We start from the raw sequence: 17079 nt of genomic DNA on the forward strand, positions 1-17079 counted from the left end.
ATGCAAGCATTCTTCAAGGAACTCGACGCCATCGTCGACGCGGGCTGGGCCCAGATCAAGCAGGGCGCCTACTGGAAATTCAGTCAGGAAAACCCGACATCGCCCGCGCTCTATCAGCAGTTGATGCTGCAGGTGTACCACTACACCCGCTACAACTCGGTCAACCAGGCCGCGTGTGCCTTCAGCGCCGATCCGGAAGAAACGACCCTGCTGCGTTTCGTCTACAAGCACGCCCTGGAAGAGCTGGGCCACGAGCGCATGGTGCTGCGCGACCTCGAATCGGTCGGGCTGCTGCCGCAGGAAATGCCGGCGCCCCTGGCGCCGACCCAGGCGCTGATCGCGTTCCTCAACGACGTGGCGATCCGCAAGGGTCCGATTGCGCGGCTGGGCTACAGCTACTGGGCCGAGGACGTCTACGAGCACATCCAGCCGATCCTGGAACGGTTCCGCGCCGACCTGGGCCTGAAGGACGAGCAGATGACCTTCTTCGTCGCTCACTCGACCATTGATGAGAAGCATGCCGAGGAAGTGCGCGTGGCCATGCAACGAGCGGTGAAGACCGAAGAGCATCGCCGCCAGATCAAGGAAGTGGCGCGTGTCACGTTGTGGCTGACCGGGCAACTGATGGAGGAGGCGTTACGCGCTTACCTGGTGAGTGAAGAAGGGCTGCGGGAGGCGTCCTGAATCATGAACCTGACCATCATTGTCGGTTCCAGCCGACCTTGTGGGGTCAGTGCACGGGTGGTGGCGCTGGTGCGCCGCCACTTGGGCGAGGAGGTCGAGGTCGATGCGATCTGGCTCAAGGACTACCGGATCGACTACTGCGACGCCGATAACGCCTGCTCGGAACAGGACTGCGCGGTGCAGGACGACGTCGGGCAGTTGGTGGCGCGGCTGGATCGCGCCGATGCGGTGCTCTACCTCCCCGTCATGCACGCCTACGGTACCAACAGTCGCTTCCAGGCGTTCCTGGAGCGGGTCGGCTACGGCTTCCTGCGGCCACGCCAGCGGCCCTTGCGCGACAAGCTCGCGGCGATTGCGGTCGTCGGCCGGCGCTATGGGCACACGGCCGTTTTCTCCCAGGTCGCGTTGAACGTGCTGCTCAACAAAATGATCCTGGTGGGCTCGGGCTTTCCACCGTGCTTCCAGACACAACTGGCCCACGACCCCGAAGCGGAGCAGGCCTTGTGCGAGACGCTGGACCGGCTCTGCGAGCACCACCGTCGACTTCACCCCACGGGGCTCGTGCCGGCCAAGCCGGAACGCATCCTGCGCCCCATTCAGTTTCAGAAGGGATAACCGTCATGCCATTGAAAGATTCATTGCTGGCGCTGCTGGTCGCGCTGCTCTGGGGCGCGCAGGTCACCGCCGTGAAGATCGGCGGCGCCGAGTTGCCACCGATCCTCATGGTCGCCATGCGCTACGCGATCATGGCGCTGTTTCTCCTGCCGTTGCTCAAGCGTCTCAAGCGCGAACAATTCGGGACCGTGGCGCTGGTCGCGACGATCACCGGCACCTTGCACTTTGGCTTGCTGTATTGCGGCATCGCCCGGGTAAATGCCTCGACCTCGGCGATCATCTACCAGTTGGCGGCCCCCTTTACCCTGATCCTGGCGTTCGCGTTGTTGGGCGAAGTGCTCAAGGTGCAGGTGCTGGTGGGCATCGTGCTGGCGTTCGCCGGGGTGCTGGTGCTGCTGGCCAAACCGTCGGCGAGCGGGAGTGTCGTGGGCATGCTGCTGGTGGCGCTGGCGGCCCTGGCCTTCGCGCTCGGGTCGGTGTTGACCAAGCGCCTCGGGCCGTTGGACCCGCTGGCGTTGAGTGCCTGGACCGCTGTGATTGCCGCACCGCAACTGCTGCTCTGGTCGTTCATCCAGGAAGGCGGGCAATGGGCAAGTGTCCAGGCGGCCAGCGCCCAGGCCTGGTGGGCGGTCGTGTATACGGCGCTCAGTGGCGGCCTGCTGGGGTTCGGCCTGTGGTTCTGGTTGCTGGGGCGCAATTCGATGCAGCAATTGAGCCCGTACCTGCTCCTGGTGCCGTTGTTCGCGATCGCCGTCAGCCAGATCCTGCTCGCAGAAGGGATCAGCCAGCGCCTGGTGATCGGTGCCGCATTGACGCTGTCGGGCGTGGCGCTGTGCCAACTGCGCGTGGCGCAACGGCTTTTTTCCAGGCTCGCGGGGCGCAAGCGGCAAGAGGTGGCGGATGAACAGCGTTGATCGGCTGTTGCTCGGCACCTTGCGCCTGGTCCACCGCTGGCAGTTCGGCCTGAAGCTGCGCTGGCACACGAGTGAGCAGGGACGCCTGGCGTACCTGCAAAGCACCGGCGAGCGGACAGGCCCGACCCTGGTCATCCTGCACGGCCTGGGCGCCAGCAAGGATCAGTGGGGGCCTGCGATCCTGGGCATGGCGCGCCGTCACCCGTGTCTCTTCGTCGATCTGCCGGGCCATGGCCAGTCCTTGTACGCGCCGTCCGCGGGTTACGGGCCGCAGGCCTTGCTGGCAGCACTTGAGGGCCTGTTGGATAAGGTCATCGAAGGCCCCTTCGTGCTGGTCGGCAGCTCCCTGGGCGGTTGCGTGGCCGGCCTGTACGCCGCCAGGCATCCCCAGCGGGTCAGTCACCTGGTCTTGCTGGCGCCGGCGGGACTGGGCCCGAACGCGCTCGGCCCGGTGTTGCAAGCAGGCCTGCAAGGGCAGGGCAGCGTCTTTGGTTATCGCACGGTCGAGGAAATGCGCCAGTTTTGGCGCTTGTTGTTTCGCCAGCCGCCCCGGGTAGGCGGGCGCCTGGCGCAGGCCATGGCCGCCAGCGGCAGGGCGAGGTTCGCGGCGGTACAGCGAGTGGTCGAGGACTTTCGCCGCGAAGGCTTGGATGTGCTGCTCGATCGGCTTCCGCAAATCGTTTCGAGAACGTTGGTGATCTGGGGGCAGCATGACCAGGTGTTCCTTCCCGCGACACTGGATCACCTGCTCGAGCAATTACCCGATGCCCGCGGCCAGTTGATCGAAGACTCGGGGCATGTGCCCTACCTTGAGCGGGGCGCCGAGGTCGTCACGGCCATCACCGGCTTCATCTCGACCCCCGGGCCTGCACGCTGACGTCGGCGCGCCTGGGCATCAGATCTGCTCCAGCAACCAGCTACGGAACGCCCGCAGCGACGGCAGCATTTCGTTGCGGGGCGGGTAGGTCAGGTAATAGCTGCGGCGGCTGGCGACCGGCAGGTCAAGGCTGATCAGTTCGGCGTTGGCCAGCTCATCGGCCACCAGGATGCGCGGTACCAGGCCGATGCCGATGTCCGCCTTCACCGCCTGGATCAGGTGAGAGGTGAGTTCGAAGCTGGGGCCCAGGCGCATCATGCGGTGGGGCAGGTTGTAATGGCTGAACCAGTCGCCCCAGACGGTGGGGTTGTTCGCCACGTTGAGCAGCATCTGTTCGCTGATCCGCTGTGGGGTCCACGTCTCATGGGCCCTGGCCGCTTGCGCGGAAATGACCACGGTCAGTTCTTCGGCGTGCAGGCGATGGCTGATCAGGCCGGGCATGTCGGCATGGCCGACGACGATGGCGGCATCGATGTCGCTGGTGTCGAAGTCGATGGCATCGATCCGGGAGTTGATGTGCACCAGGATGCCGGGGTGGGTCTTGTAGAACGCATGCAGCCGCGGCAGCAGCCACTTCGAACCGAACGTCGGCAATGTCGCCAGGCGCAAGGTGCCACTGCCGGACTGATACGCCATCGCCTGCAACGTCGCGCTACGGATGCGCCCGAGCGCCTCACTCATTTCCCGCTGGTACAGGCGTCCGACGTCGGTCAGCCGGACCTGCCGGCCTTCACGACGAAACAGCGTCAGCCCCAATTGTTCTTCCAGGGCCTGCACCTGCCGGCTGACGGCGCTTTGGGTCAGCGACAGCTCCACGGCGGCGCGGGTATAGCTTTCATGCCGGGCCGCGGCTTCAAATGCCAGCAGCAGCGACATGGACGGTGTGAGGTGGCGATAATTCATTCGTAAAAGTCATCGATAGCGGCAGGATTATCCGTTTGTCTGGCCGCAGAGCCTAAGGGAACATTGGCTAAAATGCCGGTCCGAGCCTGACCGATTCATGCGCCGGCGACAAGTATGACCTGATGAGACCCTTGAGAGGCCATTAAATGATCGCCCAATTGCCGGCCGTTGCCCCTGCGGCCCATTACCCGGAATTTCTCGAGGCCCTGCGCGCCAGCGGCTTTCGTGGCCACCTGAGTGCCGACTACGCCACCCGTACCGTGCTGGCGACCGACAACTCGATCTACCAGCGCCTGCCGCAAGCCGCGGTCTTTCCCCTGGACGCCGATGACGTCGCGCGCATTGCCCGGCTGATGGCCGAACCGCGCTTTCGCCAGATCAAACTGACGCCACGAGGGGGAGGCACTGGCACCAACGGCCAGTCCCTCACCGACGGCCTCGTGGTCGACCTGTCGCGGCACATGAACACCATCCTTGAGATCAACGTGGCCGAGCGCTGGGTGCGGGTGCAAGCGGGCGTGGTCAAGGACCAGCTCAACGCTGCGCTCAAGCCCCATGGGTTGTTCTTCGCCCCGGAGCTGTCCACCTCCAACCGCGCCACCGTGGGCGGCATGATCAACACCGATGCCAGCGGCCAGGGCAGTTGCACCTACGGCAAGACCCGCGATCATGTGCTGGAACTGCACAGTGTGCTGCTCGGCGGTGAGCGCCTGCACAGCCAGCCGCTGTCCGACGCCGAGCTGACGCAGGCCTGCGCCGAGCCCGGGCGCATCGGCGAGGTGTACCGCACCGCGCGGCAGATCCACGACACCCAGGCCGACTTGATCGAGTCGGTGTTCCCCAAGCTCAACCGTTGCCTGACCGGTTACGACCTGGCGCATCTGCGCGATGAGCAGGGGCGTTTCAACCTCAACAGCGTGCTGTGCGGCGCCGAAGGCTCGCTGGGTTTCGTGGTCGAGGCCAAGCTCAACGTGCTGCCGATTCCCCACTATTCGGTGCTGGTGAACGTGCGCTACGGCAGCTTCATGGACGCCCTGCGCGATGCCAATGCGTTGCTGGCCCACGAGCCGCTGTCGATCGAAACCGTGGATTCGCGGGTGCTGATGCTGGCGATGAAGGACATCGTCTGGCACAGCGTCGCCGAATACTTTCCGGCAGACGCCGAGCGCCCGACCCTGGGCATCAACCTGGTGGAATTCAGCGGCGACGACGCCGCCCAGGTGAATGCTCGCGTGGCGGCGTTCGTGGAGCACCTGCAAAGCGACAAGACCATCGAGCGCCTGGGCCATACGCTGGCCGAAGGCGCCGCGGCGGTGAACCGCGTCTATGCCATGCGCAAGCGCTCGGTGGGCTTGCTGGGCAACGTCGAGGGTGAAGTTCGCCCGCAACCGTTCGTGGAGGACACGGCGGTCCCGCCGGAGCGGCTCGCCGACTACATCGCCGAGTTCCGTGCATTGCTTGACAGCCACGGCTTGAGCTACGGCATGTTCGGCCACGTCGACGCCGGGGTGCTGCACGTACGCCCGGCCCTGGACATGAAGGACCCGGCCCAGGCTGCGCTGGTCAAGCCGATTTCCGATGCCGTGGCCGCACTCACCCAACGCTACGGTGGCTTGCTGTGGGGTGAGCATGGCAAGGGCCTGCGCTCGGAATACGTGCCGGCGTTCTTTGGCGAACTGTACCCGGCGTTGCAATCGCTCAAGGGCGCATTCGACCCTCACAACCAGTTCAACCCCGGCAAGATCTGCACGCCGCCGGACGCCAGCGAAGGCCTGCTCAAGGTCAACGAAGTGACCCTGCGCGGTGAACTGGATCGGCAAATCGACGAGCGCGTGTGGCAAAGCTACGGCACCGCCATGCACTGCAATGGCAACGGCGCCTGCTACAACTTCGACCCCGACGACGCCATGTGCCCGTCGTGGAAAGCCACCCGCGAACGCCAGCACTCGCCCAAGGGCCGGGCGTCGTTGATGCGCGAGTGGTTGCGCCTGCAAGGCGCGGCCAATGTCGATGTACTGGAGGCGGCACGTGACGGAGCGTCCTGGCTCAAAGGCTTGCCGACGCGGTTGCGCAACAACCGTGCGCGGTCACAGGGCGAGGCGGATTTCTCCCATGAAGTCTACGACGCCATGGCCGGCTGCCTGGCCTGCAAATCCTGCGCGGGGCAGTGCCCGGTCAAGGTCAACGTGCCGGAGTTCCGCTCGCGTTTCCTGCAGCTCTACCATGGCCGCTACCAACGGCCGCTGCGCGACTACCTCATCGGCTCGCTGGAATTCACCATCCCCTACATGGCTTACGCACCGGGTCTGTACAACGCGGTAATGGGCTCCAAATGGCTGAGCCGGCTGCTCGCGCGCCAGGTCGGCATGGTCGACAGTCCGCTGATCAGTCGCTACAACCTCCAGGCCACCTTGACCCGCTGCAAGGTCGCCGTCGCCAGCGTGCCCGCCCTGCGTGAGTTGAGCGCCGCACAACGTGAGCGAAGCGTGGTGCTGGTGCAGGACGCCTTCACCCGCTACTTCGAAACACCGCTGCTGGCGGCCTTCATCGAGCTGGCTCACCGCTTGGGCTACCGGGTTTTCCTTGCACCCTACAGCGCCAATGGCAAGCCGTTGCACGTGCAGGGGTTCCTCGGTGCCTTCAACCAGGCGGCGATCCGCAACGCCACCCAGCTCCAGGCCCTTGCCGACTGCGCGGTGCCCCTGGTGGGCCTCGACCCGGCCATGACCCTGGTCTATCGCCAGGAATACCAGAAGGTGCCGGGGCTCGACGCGTGCCCGAAGGTCTTGCTGCCCCAGGAGTGGCTCGTCGATGCGGTGGCGCCGCAGACGGCGCCCGTGGCGCGCACGTTCCGCTTGCTCGCACACTGCACGGAAAAGACCAACGCGCCCGCCAGCACGGCCCAATGGCAGACCGTGTTCGCCCAGTTGGGGCTCAAGCTGGTGACCGAGGCGACCGGCTGCTGCGGCATGTCCGGCACCTACGGGCATGAGGTTCGCAACCAGGACAGCTCGCGAACCATTTTCGAGCAGTCCTGGGCCGATAAGCTGGACAAGGAAGACGAAGCCTTGGCCACGGGCTATTCCTGCCGCAGCCAGGTGAAGCGCCTGGCGGACAAGCAGCTGCGTCACCCGCTGGAGGTGGTCTTGGAGCAGGTGTTGGCCGGGCAGGCGCAGAAGGCTGGCTGAGTCCGGTGGGCTCAGCCGGGGATCTATTCTCTGGCTGGGCCTGCGCTTTCGCCCGCAGGCTCGTTCCTACCGGTGGCAGCGCTCCTATTGACTCATGATCGCCACCCGCCGACCGGCCAGGTAGCACAACGTCCCGCCCAGCGCGGTCAAGGCGCAGAGGGCGTAGAACATGGTCGGCGCCGGGGTGTGCATCAACAGGAAGCCGCAGATCACCGGGCTCAAGGCGCCGCCGAGCGCCGCGAGGTTCTGCGCGCCGTAGTAGCTGCCGCGCAGCGCTTCCGGGGCCAGGGTGTCGACGAACAGGAATTCCGCCGGGTAGATGATCATTTCGCCGAGGGTGAAGATGAACATCGCCACGCACCAACTCACCCAGCTATCGGCCAGGCTGAAACCGATCAGGCCGAGGATGAACAGGCTGGTGCCGGCGGCGATCCAGTGGCGCAATTGCTCGCGCTTGAGGAACCGGCCGATCTGGTACTGCAGCAGGATCACGCTGATGGCGTTGCAGGCGAGCAGGGCCGCCATGGTTTCCAGGGCGCGCTTGGCGTCGTGGGTCACCAATAGGTATTGCGACAGGTACAACGTGAAGCGCCCGTGGACCACGGTGCTGAACAGGCAGCCGCAGGTGAACATGATCAAGGTGCGGTCGTTTTTCAGTGTCGTCAGGGTTCTGAGGAAGCTCTGGGGTTGGCCGATGGCGGGCACCTGCACGGCGTCCTTGGCGATGCCACTCATCAGCAAAATACTGAGAAACGCGATACCGCCGGCGATCAGGAAGGGCGCCGTCGGGTACACCCCGGCGATCACCACGCCGAGCATCGGGCCCGTGGCGTAGCCAATGTTGGTCAAGGTGTAGCGCAGCGAAAACGCCTTGGCCCGCTGGCCCATCGGCAGGTGCTCGCTGAGGATCGCCTTCGAGCCGATCAGGAACAGCGCCGAGGCGGTTTCCGTGACCACCAGGGTGGCAGTGGTCAGGTAGAGGTTGTTGGCGAAGGTCAGGAGGACGAAACCGATGCCGCTGGAGAGCATGGCCAGAATCAGCAGCCGGCGCTTCTCCAGCCGGTCGATGATGTAGCCGCCGTAGAGCGCCAGCAAGGTGGCGATGAACACCGCGATGCCCAGCAGCAGGCCGACGTCCTGTTGGTCGAGGCCGAGCTTGGTGCTCAGGAACAGCGTGAGCAGCGGGCTGGTGATGGCGCGGCTGACGACGATGGTCAGCGAGCAAATCATCAGCCGGCGAATGACGAGGGAGTAAGTGGCCACGGTGAGGCAAATGTCCTTATTCAGGTTCGGTGGTGGGCGAGGGTAACCGTATCGTTGCCCCTGTTCATGTCAGGCCGCGATCCAGTGCCGCCACCGATTCCAGCGTCTCGACCTGGCGCAGTTGCGCCAACAGCGCCTGCGCGTGTTGCGGTGCCAATGCCCGTCCAGCCAGGCTGAAGAATTTCTCCTCCAGGGCCTCATCGCTCAGCGGGTTGCCCGGCGCGCCCAATGGGATGTCGACACACAGGCTCGCCTGCCGACCGTCCGCGGCTCGCACGGTCACGACGGGCTCGCCGTCCTCGGACAGCAAAGGGTTCACTTCCAGTCGAATGCGAGACATCCAGTGGGCGATGCGGGGGTCGCTGCGCCGGGCATCGTCGTAGGCTTCCAGCCGACAATGGCCCAGCACCAGTCGTGCGGCGAGGGCGTAGCGCAGGCTCATCTGCGCCGCGGCCAGGCTGGCAACGGCATGCCCGCCGCACATGTCCTGGAGCAACCCGCACAGGGAAATGTGGATGTCGTCGACCTGCTCGGCGCTGATCTGCAAGTGCGTCAGCAGCAGGCCCAGCGCATCGATCGCCGAATGCGTGCCGCGGCAGGCGGCGTAAGGCTTGATCGAGCAACGGGCGAGTTTCCAGACCTGGCCGAGGTCTTGATCCAGCGCCTCGGGCGCGGCGGTTTCGGCGGCCAGGGTCTTGAGAAACCCGCCCCACACATCCTCGAACAGTTGGCTCGGCCCGGTGATGCCTTGCTGGGCGAACCGCGCGGCCAGCAGGCCACCTTCGGCGGCGCGACCGCTGTGCAGCTTCTTGCTTTGGGAGCCGTCATGGATGAACGCCCAGAGTCCGCCGCTGAAACTGCCCGCGATGCCCAGGGCCGACAGGGTCTGCGTGGTGTCCAGGCCGAGGATCCGCGCACTGGCGGCCGCTGCGCCAAACACGCCGCAGGTGGCCGTGGAATGCCAGCCGGCGCCGTTGTGTGCCGAGTAACTGCCACAGGCTTCCAGCACCCGGCGGCCGATTTCGTAGCCGATGACCACGGCGACGATGAAGGTCTGTCCATCCACCTCTCGGCCCGCCATTGACACCGCGGCCATCACCGCCGGGAGCACGACGGCGCCGGAGTGATCGCAGCCGCCGGTGTCGTCCAGTTCCAGGGCATGGGCGGCGATGCCATTGAGCATGGCCGCTTGGGCGGCGCCGACGCGCCAGTCGGTGCCCCACACCGGCGTGTGTCCACGCTCGCCCGCAAACACGGCCCGTGCCTGCCGCGCCACTTCGCTGCCTGCCCCGGCGAGGCTGGCCCCGAACGTGTCGAGGATGTGTCGCTTGGCCTGGGTCACCAGGGCGGGGGGCAGGTCCTCGAAGCGGGTCTCGACGCAGAATCGCGCCAGCCGTTGCAGGGCCGTTGTGTGACCTGGAGTGGATGCGTTCATACCCCGTAATCCCGATAGTGACGTTCGTACACCGCCGCCGGATGATCCGCCGCCAACGGCACCTGGGCGTCGGCCCACCACCGCGCGACTTCACCGGCGGTGGTGATCCACACGTCCTGATGCTGCTGGATGCCTTCCAGCAACTCACGCAACACGCCGATGCGCCCCGGGGTGGCGATGACCTCCGGGTGCACGCGCAGTACGTAGCAGAGGCCGAAGCGGTGAAAACCGGCGAAGTCCATCTGCAGGTTGCCCAGGGTGTGGCTGTAGGAGGCGATCCGTGACTGCGCCGGTGGCACGGCCGGGCTGAGGTTGAAGGCGAAGTACGGTTCGTCTTCGAGTTCGTAGTGCAGCGGCAGCTCGATCACCTCGGGGGCCGTCGGGTGAGCGAACGGCAAGTCATCGCCCCGCCAGGACGAAGACCAGCGGATGCCCTGGTCGCGCAACGCTTCGCTGAACCCCGGCGCGCCATTTCCGGCCGGAATCCGAAACCCCACCGGGCGCTGGCCGGTCAGCGAGGCGAGGGCGTCGCACCCTTTGCCGATGTCGGCGCTTTGCTCGGCCAGGGACAGGTTGTCGTAGTCCTGGTGGCGATAGCCGGCGCAGGCGATCTCATGGCCGCCGGCCTGGATCGCCTTGACATGCCCAGGGTTCTCTTCGGCGACGATGCCCGGAATGCACCAGCTGCTGGCGATCCCAAGTTCTGCCAGCAACGCCAGCAGCCGGTCGACGCCGCGCTGGCTGCCATAGCGCCAGACCGACAGGGTCTTGTCGCGCCCGGCAACCTCGGGCGCCTGGGTGAGGATCCCATGGATGTCGTTATAGTCGACGGTCACTACCACCGCGCAGCGATAGCCCTCGGGCCAGAGACTGGAATCAACCATGGTGATGCTCCTTCAGCCACCACTGGGCGACGTCGCGGCAGGTGGCGAACCACACGTCATCACGCTGGCGCATGTGTTCGAAGAGTTTTTCCAGCAAGAGGATGCGTCCCGGTTTGCCGATGATCTTGGGGTGCAACAGGGTGGTCAGGCACAGGCTTTCGTCCATGGCCCCGTCGTATTCGCGGCACCAGTTGTCCAGGGTCAGTGCGTAACTGGCGGTGCGGTCCAGCCCTGAAGGAAAGTTCGGTGCGCGGGTGTAGGCCAGGGATGCATAGTCGTCCATTTCCCAGCGGCCGGGAATTTCCACCAGGGGCGTGTCGAAACCCGGCACGTTCACTAGGTAAGGTCGGTCATCGCCGCGCATGCTGCTGGAATAGGTCACGCCGGCCTCCACCAACACGCCCGGGGTTTCGGCACGCCAATCGCCGGAGGGTGTGCGAAAGCCTTCGGCGCGGATGTTCAGGTGCTTGTGGAACACCTCGCGAGAGCGCTTCATCACGTCCTTCTGCTGGTCCAGCGTCAGGGTGTAGAAGGACTCGTGCTTGTAGCCGTGGTACGCCACTTCGTGGCCGCGCTCGACGATCGCCTGGCATTGCCTGGGCCAGTTCTCCACGACCCAGGCCGGGACGAAGAACGTCGTCGGGATCTGGAATGCGTCGAGCAGGTCGAGGATGCGCGGCAGCGCACGGTAAGGACCGTAGCCACCGAAGCCGAAGTACTCGGGCTTGCGCCAGATCGAACCGTCGAGCATGGCATCGCCCGTCGGGCCGTCCAGATCGAACGCCAGGGCCAGGCAAGCCTTGTAAGGCGTGGGCCAGAGGGGGCGGGATGAGGAGGACATCGTTACGCTCCAACCATTCATGGGTAAACACCGCAGGGGCCGATTTAGGAGCGAGCCTGCTCGCTCCTAAATCGGTTCCTGGGTGGATGCAGAACCTACAGATACCCCAAGCCCTGTGGGAGCGAACTTGCTCGCGAAAGCGGCAGGTCAGTCACCCCTGGGCGAACCTGCCTATTTGCCGGCGTTGATGGTCACTGTCTTGATGGCGCCTATTTCCAGGTCCCATTTCTTCAGGATGGCCAGGTAGCTGCCGTCATCGATCATGCTCTGCAATGCCTCTTTCACCGCCTCGCTCAACTCCGGCTTTTTCTTGCTCAGGCCCATGCCGGAGAACTGGACGGAAATCGGCTGGCCGACGGTCTTGTACATGTCTTTTTCCTGGGTCTTGAGGTAAGACAAGGTCTCGCTACCCTGCATCGCGGCGTCGATGCGGCTCTGGCGCAGTTGCGCGCGGGCGTCCGCCGAGCCTTCGGTGCCGATGACCACGATGGCCGGCTTGCCGGCCGCCTCGCAGTGAGCCTTGCTGAACGCCGCGATTTCCGCCGGGAAGGTCGTGCGGCGGCTGGTGCCGACTTTCTTGCCGCACAGGTCAGTGATCTCGTTGGTGTCCTTGTTTTTCTGCAAGGTGTAGAACTGCGGGCCGCTGGTGAAATAGTCGACGAAAGTCACGCTGGCCTGGCGCTCGGCGGTGTCAGTCATGCCCGACAGCACCATGTCCACGCGGTCGGTGGTCAGTGCGTTGATCATTTGCTCGAAGCCGGTTTCCTGCCACTTGATCTTCACCCCCAGGCGTTCGGCCAGGGCATTGCCCAGGTCGTAATCCAGGCCGGTCAGGGTGTTGGTGGCCGGGTCCTTGAAATCCATGGGCGGGTAGTTGGGCATGATCGCCACAACGATCTCGCCCTTGTCCTTGATGCTGGCGGGCAATTGAGCGGCGAAGCTGATGCTCGAAGCCATCAGGCCGGCGAGTACTGCTGGGATAACGAAGTTCTTCATGGTCGTTCTCTTATGAGTGTTGTGGCGCCAACCGGCGCTTAGGTTCGAACGGCAGAAATGAAGCTTTGGGTGCGTGGGTTTTGCGGACTTATTAGTATTTCTTCGGGGCTTCCAGCCTCCACGATCTGCCCGCCGTCCATGAACACCATGCGGTTGGACACTTCGCGAGCGAAGCCCAGTTCATGGGTGACGACGATCATGGTCATGCCGGTTTGCGCCAGGTTGCGCATCACCGACAGCACCTCACCGACCAGTTCCGGGTCGAGTGCCGAAGTGGGTTCATCGAACAGCATCAGCTTGGGACGCATGGCCAGGGCGCGGGCGATCGCCACCCGTTGCTGCTGGCCGCCCGACAGTTCGATCGGGTAGCTGTTGCGCTTGTCGGCCAGGCCGACGCGAGCCAGCAGCTCAAGGGCCTCTTCATGGGCTTCCTTGGGCGAGCGCTTGAGCACCTGGCACGGCCCCTCGGTGATGTTCTGCAGCACGGTCATGTGCGGGAAAAGGTTGAAGCGCTGGAACACCATGCCCGTGGCCAGGCGCTGTCGGGCAATTTGCGTTTCGTTGAGCTCATGCAGCTTGTTGCCGACCACGCGGTAACCCACCAGCTCGCCGTCGACCCAGAGGCCGCCCTTGTCGATCTTTTCCAGTTGGTTGACGCAACGCAGCAAGGTGCTCTTGCCCGAGCCGGACGGGCCGATGATGCACAGCACTTCGCCTTGCTCGACTTCGATATTGATGTCCTTGAGCGCGTGGTACTGGTCGTAGTATTTGTTCAGGCTCACGGCCTTGACGATGCTTCTCATGTCCGATTCCTCACGAACGCTTGCCGGCGCCGCGAGCGAAACGACGCTCCAGGCGGCTTTGACCGAAGGACAGGACCGTGACGGCGACCAGGTACCAGATACCGGCGACGATCAGCAACTCCATGACTCGGGCGTTGGCGTAGTAGATGTTCTGGGCGTTGTAGAGCAGTTCCGAGTATTGGATGACACTGGCCAGGGAGGTCATCTTGACCATGCCGATGAACTCGTTGCCCACAGGCGGAATGATGATCCGCATGGCCTGCGGCAGGATGATCCGGCGCAACGCCTGCAGGCGCGGCATGCCGATCGACTTGGCGGCTTCGTACTGGCCGGTGTCCACCGACAGCAGGCCGGCGCGCACCACCTCGGCGGTGTAGGCGCCCTGGTTGATGCTCAAGCCGAGCAGGGCCGCCACGAACGGTGTCATCAGGCTCACGGTGTCCAGTTCGAAGACCCCGGGGATACCGACCGTGGGGAAAATCAGCGCCAGGTTGAACCACAACAGCAGTTGCAGGATCAGCGGCGTACCACGGAACAGCCAGGTGTATGTCAACGCCACGTAGCGCAGGATCGGGTTGGCCGACATGCGCATGATGGCGGTGATCACCCCGAACACGATCCCCAGTGCCATGGCCAGCACCGCCATGACGATGGTGTTGAACAAGCCCCACAGGATCGCTTGCGAAGTGATGAACTGACCGATGTAGGACCATTCGATCTTGCCTTCGGCGAAGGCGCGCACCAGGCCCAGCAAGGCGATGACGATCACGGTGGCAAAGAAGATGCGCCCGTAGTAACGCCGGGGGACGTGCTGGTACTGGGTGATGTCGAACTGGTTTTCCGCCAGTTTGCGCTCCGCCTGGAGGCGCTCTGCCTGTGTCTGGCTCATGTTGGTTCTCCAAATGCTGGTGTTTCAGGTCAAGCACAATCGGAGCAGGAGCGAGCCAGCCCGCTCCTGCGTCGGTCAGAGGCGGAAGCCTTGGTAGTCCTCGGTCCACGCCTGCTGCGCGGCGAGGGCGGTTTTCAGTCGGCCGATCTGCTCGCGCACCTGTTGCGGCGCGGTGCCGCCCCAGCCGCTGCGGGCCGCAATCGCCGCTTCCAGCGTCAGGCTCTCGCGCACTTGCGGCGTGAGGCGTGGGTCGATTTCGGCCAACAGTGCCGGAGAGGCTTCCCACAGCTCGATGTCGTGTTTCTCACAGGCCTTGACCAGTGCGCCGGTGATTTCATGGGCCTCCTTGAACGGCACGCCGCGCACGGCCAGCCAGTCGGCCACTTCCGTGGCGAGGGTGAAGCCCAACGGTGCCTGGCGCCGTAGCTCCTCGACATTGACCTGCAAGGTGGCGACCATGCCGGCCATGGCTGGCAACACCAGCAACAGGGTGTCGACACTGTCGAGCACGCCGTTCTTGTCTTCGCTCAAGTCGCGGTTGTAGGACAGGGGCAGGGACTTGAGGGTCGACAGCAGGCCGGTCAAGTTGCCGATCAGGCGACCAGCCTTGCCGCGCGCCAGTTCGGCGATGTCCGGGTTCTTCTTCTGCGGCATGATCGAGCTGCCGGTGGCGTAGGCATCATCCAGCGTGACCCAGCGAAATTGCCGCGACGACCATAGACATAACTCTTCGGCAAGGCGGGAAATGTTGATTCCGAGCATGCTGGCGATGAACAGGAATTCAGCCACGTGGTCGCGGCTGGCGACGGCGTCGATGGAGTTTTCGCACACGCCGCTGTAGCCCATTTCCTTGGCCGATTGCTGAGGCAGACGGGCGATGGCGGAACCGGCCATGGCTGCCGCGCCGAGGGGTGAAAGCGCGGTGCGTACGTCCCAGTCCACCAGGCGCTGGACGTCGCGCAGCATCGACTGAGCGTGCGCCAGCAAGTGGTGGGCGAAGACAATCGGTTGCGCCTGCTGCAAGTGGGTAAAGCCCGGGCAGATGCTTTGCACATGCTGTTCGGCTTGCGCCACCAGCGCCTGCTGCAACGCCAGCACTTGCACGGCCAGGGTGCGAACGTGGTCACGCAGGAACAGGCGCAGGTCGTTGGCGGTCTGGTCGTTGCGCGAGCGGCCGGCCCGCAGCTTGCCGCCCAGGGGCCCGAGGCGCTCGGTGAGCAGGCGCTCGATGAAGGTGTGGACGTCTTCGTCGTCCAGGGTCGGGGCAATGCTGCCGGCGCGGAAGTCGGCGCCGATCTGGTCGAGGGCGCCGAGCATGGTTCGGGTTTCTTCTTCGCTCAGCAAACCGGCGCGTTGCAGCTCCCGGGCATGGGCCTTGGACCCTGCGAGGTCGTAGGGGGTGAGGCGAAAATAGCGCTCGGGGCAACGGGACAGCGCCGCCAGGGCTTCGGATGGGCCGCTGTTGAAACGGGCACCCCAGAGACGGTCGGTGGTTTGAGACATTGTTGTTTTCCTCGTCGGTAAAGCGAACTTGATACGGGCTGCCTGGCCGGAGCATTGCCAGGACGATAGAAATCGATCCGGCGTGGCTCGGCTTAATCATTATTCAAGGGCAGGGGACAAGCGCAGTTGCGAAGTGGAGAGCGCTGATCGAAGTGTCAGCTTTTAATAGCGGAAATTCAGTGAGTTGGCACTCGGGTACGGAATTTATTAACGGTTGCCAAGCCTGGTTTTCTGTGTTCATTATTATTAGCCAGCGTTATTTTTGTTGTTGGGCACAGCGTGTTGAAAAAGGCGCCAGAGGTAAATAAGCATTATGGAAACCCCACTTTCCAATTCCGGAAACCCGCCGCCAAGACCGCCTCAACGGGCGCCGTTGGCGCTCAGCGGGCTGGACTTCAAACTGCTCAAGGTGTTCAAGGCAGTGGTCGAAGCTGGCGGCTTCAGTGCCGCGCAGAATGAGCTGAACGTGGGCCTGGCCGCCATCAGCAAACAGATCTCCGACCTCGAGATTCGTATTGGCATGCGCTTGTGCACCCGTGGTCGCGAGGGGTTTCACCTGACCGAGGAAGGGCGCCTGGTGTATCAGGCTTCGATTGATCTATTTGCCTCGGTGGATAACTTTCGAGATCGACTTAGTTCGGCTCAGAACGAACTTATTGGTGATCTTGGTGTGGGGGTTATTGATAATACGATCACCGATGATAGTTCTCCGTTAGTTGCAGCTATTAGAAGGATGAGTGAAGAGTCTCCGAAAGTAAGATTTCAACTTCAGGCCGCCCAGTTGGATGAAGTGGAACGAGGCGTGGTCGAGGGGCGACTGGTGGCGGGTATCGTGCCGGTCTACCAGAAACGCGAGGAGTTCGATTATTACCCGCTGTACGAAGAGCGCTCGGAAATTTACTGCGCGATCGGGCACCCGTTGTTCGAGGTTCCGCAGGCGCAGATCGACATCCAGGTGCTCAAGGAACACCCGTGCATCAACCACCGCTACGCGATTCATCGAGACAAATTGAGCTTTGCCCACTACGACAGTTTCTCGGCCTCGGCGACCCAGGTCGAAGCCGTTGCGCTACTGGTCAAGACGGGCCGGTTCGTGGGGTTCCTGCCACACCATTACGCCGCGAACCTGGTTGCCCAAGGACAGTTTCGGGCATTACGCCCGGACCTGATCAATATTGTCACGCCCTTCAATCTGATCCTGCGGCATAACACTGTGCGCAGCCCGCTGGTCAAGGCTTTTGCGCAGGCATTGGGCGTGGATTTGAAAGCGCTCGCATAAGGTGA

Annotated in this window: 15 protein-coding genes; 6 read left to right on the forward strand and 9 right to left on the reverse strand. The window is 63.9% G+C overall.

What is annotated here, in order from left to right; genetic code table 11:
* Genes V3H56_RS10765 through V3H56_RS10780 form a run of 4 tightly spaced genes read left to right on the forward strand, consistent with a single transcriptional unit; the run spans position 1 to position 3090 of the window.
* Positions 1-684, forward strand: coding sequence for an iron-containing redox enzyme family protein (locus V3H56_RS10765; RefSeq protein ID WP_047735562.1), 684 nt, complete (start codon positions 1-3; stop codon positions 682-684).
* Between the two features lie 3 nt (positions 685-687).
* Positions 688-1299: a flavodoxin family protein gene (locus V3H56_RS10770; RefSeq protein WP_042728853.1), complete on the forward strand. Its 612-nt coding sequence runs from the start codon at positions 688-690 to the stop codon at positions 1297-1299.
* 5 nt (positions 1300-1304) lie between these two features.
* Positions 1305-2213 (forward strand): EamA family transporter, encoded by a 909-nt coding sequence (locus tag V3H56_RS10775; protein WP_338474575.1) that lies wholly within the window; start codon positions 1305-1307, stop codon positions 2211-2213.
* Positions 2200-3090, forward strand: coding sequence for an alpha/beta fold hydrolase (locus V3H56_RS10780; RefSeq protein WP_338474576.1), 891 nt, complete (start codon positions 2200-2202; stop codon positions 3088-3090). Before V3H56_RS10775 ends, V3H56_RS10780 begins: the two co-directional genes overlap by 14 nt.
* An 18-nt stretch (positions 3091-3108) precedes the next feature.
* Here the strand turns inward: V3H56_RS10780 and V3H56_RS10785 are convergent, their stop codons facing one another.
* Positions 3109-3993 carry a LysR substrate-binding domain-containing protein gene (locus V3H56_RS10785; protein ID WP_338474577.1) on the reverse strand — a complete coding sequence of 295 codons (885 nt, stop codon included), beginning with the start codon at positions 3991-3993 and terminating at the stop codon, positions 3109-3111.
* A gap of 146 nt (positions 3994-4139) precedes the next feature.
* Between V3H56_RS10785 and V3H56_RS10790 the strand changes: the two genes are divergently transcribed.
* Positions 4140-7181: an FAD-binding and (Fe-S)-binding domain-containing protein gene (locus V3H56_RS10790; RefSeq protein ID WP_338474578.1), complete on the forward strand. Its 3042-nt coding sequence runs from the start codon at positions 4140-4142 to the stop codon at positions 7179-7181.
* 84 nt (positions 7182-7265) lie between these two features.
* Here the strand turns inward: V3H56_RS10790 and V3H56_RS10795 are convergent, their stop codons facing one another.
* From V3H56_RS10795 to argH, 8 genes are all read right to left on the reverse strand, one after another.
* Positions 7266-8444, reverse strand: a complete 1179-nt coding sequence (locus V3H56_RS10795) for an MFS transporter (RefSeq protein WP_042728848.1) — start codon at positions 8442-8444, stop codon at positions 7266-7268.
* A gap of 64 nt (positions 8445-8508) precedes the next feature.
* The gene (locus tag V3H56_RS10800) at positions 8509-9879 is read right to left on the reverse strand and encodes an MmgE/PrpD family protein (RefSeq protein ID WP_338474579.1); all 1371 of its coding nucleotides are present in this window, start codon (positions 9877-9879) and stop codon (positions 8509-8511) included.
* The gene (locus V3H56_RS10805; protein ID WP_338474580.1) at positions 9876-10763 is read right to left on the reverse strand and encodes a polysaccharide deacetylase; all 888 of its coding nucleotides are present in this window, start codon (positions 10761-10763) and stop codon (positions 9876-9878) included. The genes V3H56_RS10800 and V3H56_RS10805 overlap by 4 nt, the downstream gene beginning before the upstream one ends.
* Entirely contained in the window at positions 10756-11604 is an 849-nt protein-coding gene (locus V3H56_RS10810; protein WP_338474581.1) for a polysaccharide deacetylase, read from the reverse strand. Before V3H56_RS10810 ends, V3H56_RS10805 begins: the two co-directional genes overlap by 8 nt.
* Positions 11605-11775: 171 nt before the next feature.
* Positions 11776-12600, reverse strand: a complete 825-nt coding sequence (locus V3H56_RS10815) for an ABC transporter substrate-binding protein (protein ID WP_042729208.1) — start codon at positions 12598-12600, stop codon at positions 11776-11778.
* Positions 12601-12638: 38 nt separating this feature from the next.
* The gene (locus V3H56_RS10820; protein WP_042729207.1) at positions 12639-13403 is read right to left on the reverse strand and encodes an amino acid ABC transporter ATP-binding protein; all 765 of its coding nucleotides are present in this window, start codon (positions 13401-13403) and stop codon (positions 12639-12641) included.
* 10 nt (positions 13404-13413) lie between these two features.
* Complete coding sequence (locus V3H56_RS10825) at positions 13414-14292, reverse strand: amino acid ABC transporter permease (protein WP_042729206.1); 879 nt, start codon at positions 14290-14292, stop codon at positions 13414-13416.
* 75 nt (positions 14293-14367) lie between these two features.
* On the reverse strand, positions 14368-15795 hold the full coding sequence (gene argH, locus V3H56_RS10830; protein WP_338474582.1) for an argininosuccinate lyase: 1428 nt from the start codon (positions 15793-15795) through the stop codon (positions 14368-14370).
* A 313-nt stretch (positions 15796-16108) separates the two neighbouring features.
* On the opposite strand from argH, the gene V3H56_RS10835 reads away from it, so the two are divergent.
* On the forward strand, positions 16109-17074 hold the full coding sequence (locus tag V3H56_RS10835) for a LysR family transcriptional regulator (RefSeq protein WP_338474583.1): 966 nt from the start codon (positions 16109-16111) through the stop codon (positions 17072-17074).
* Positions 17075-17079 lie beyond the last annotated feature (5 nt).

It is taken from the genome of Pseudomonas sp. MS646, assembly GCF_036693845.1.
Lineage (GTDB): Bacteria > Pseudomonadota > Gammaproteobacteria > Pseudomonadales > Pseudomonadaceae > Aquipseudomonas > Aquipseudomonas chlororaphis_E.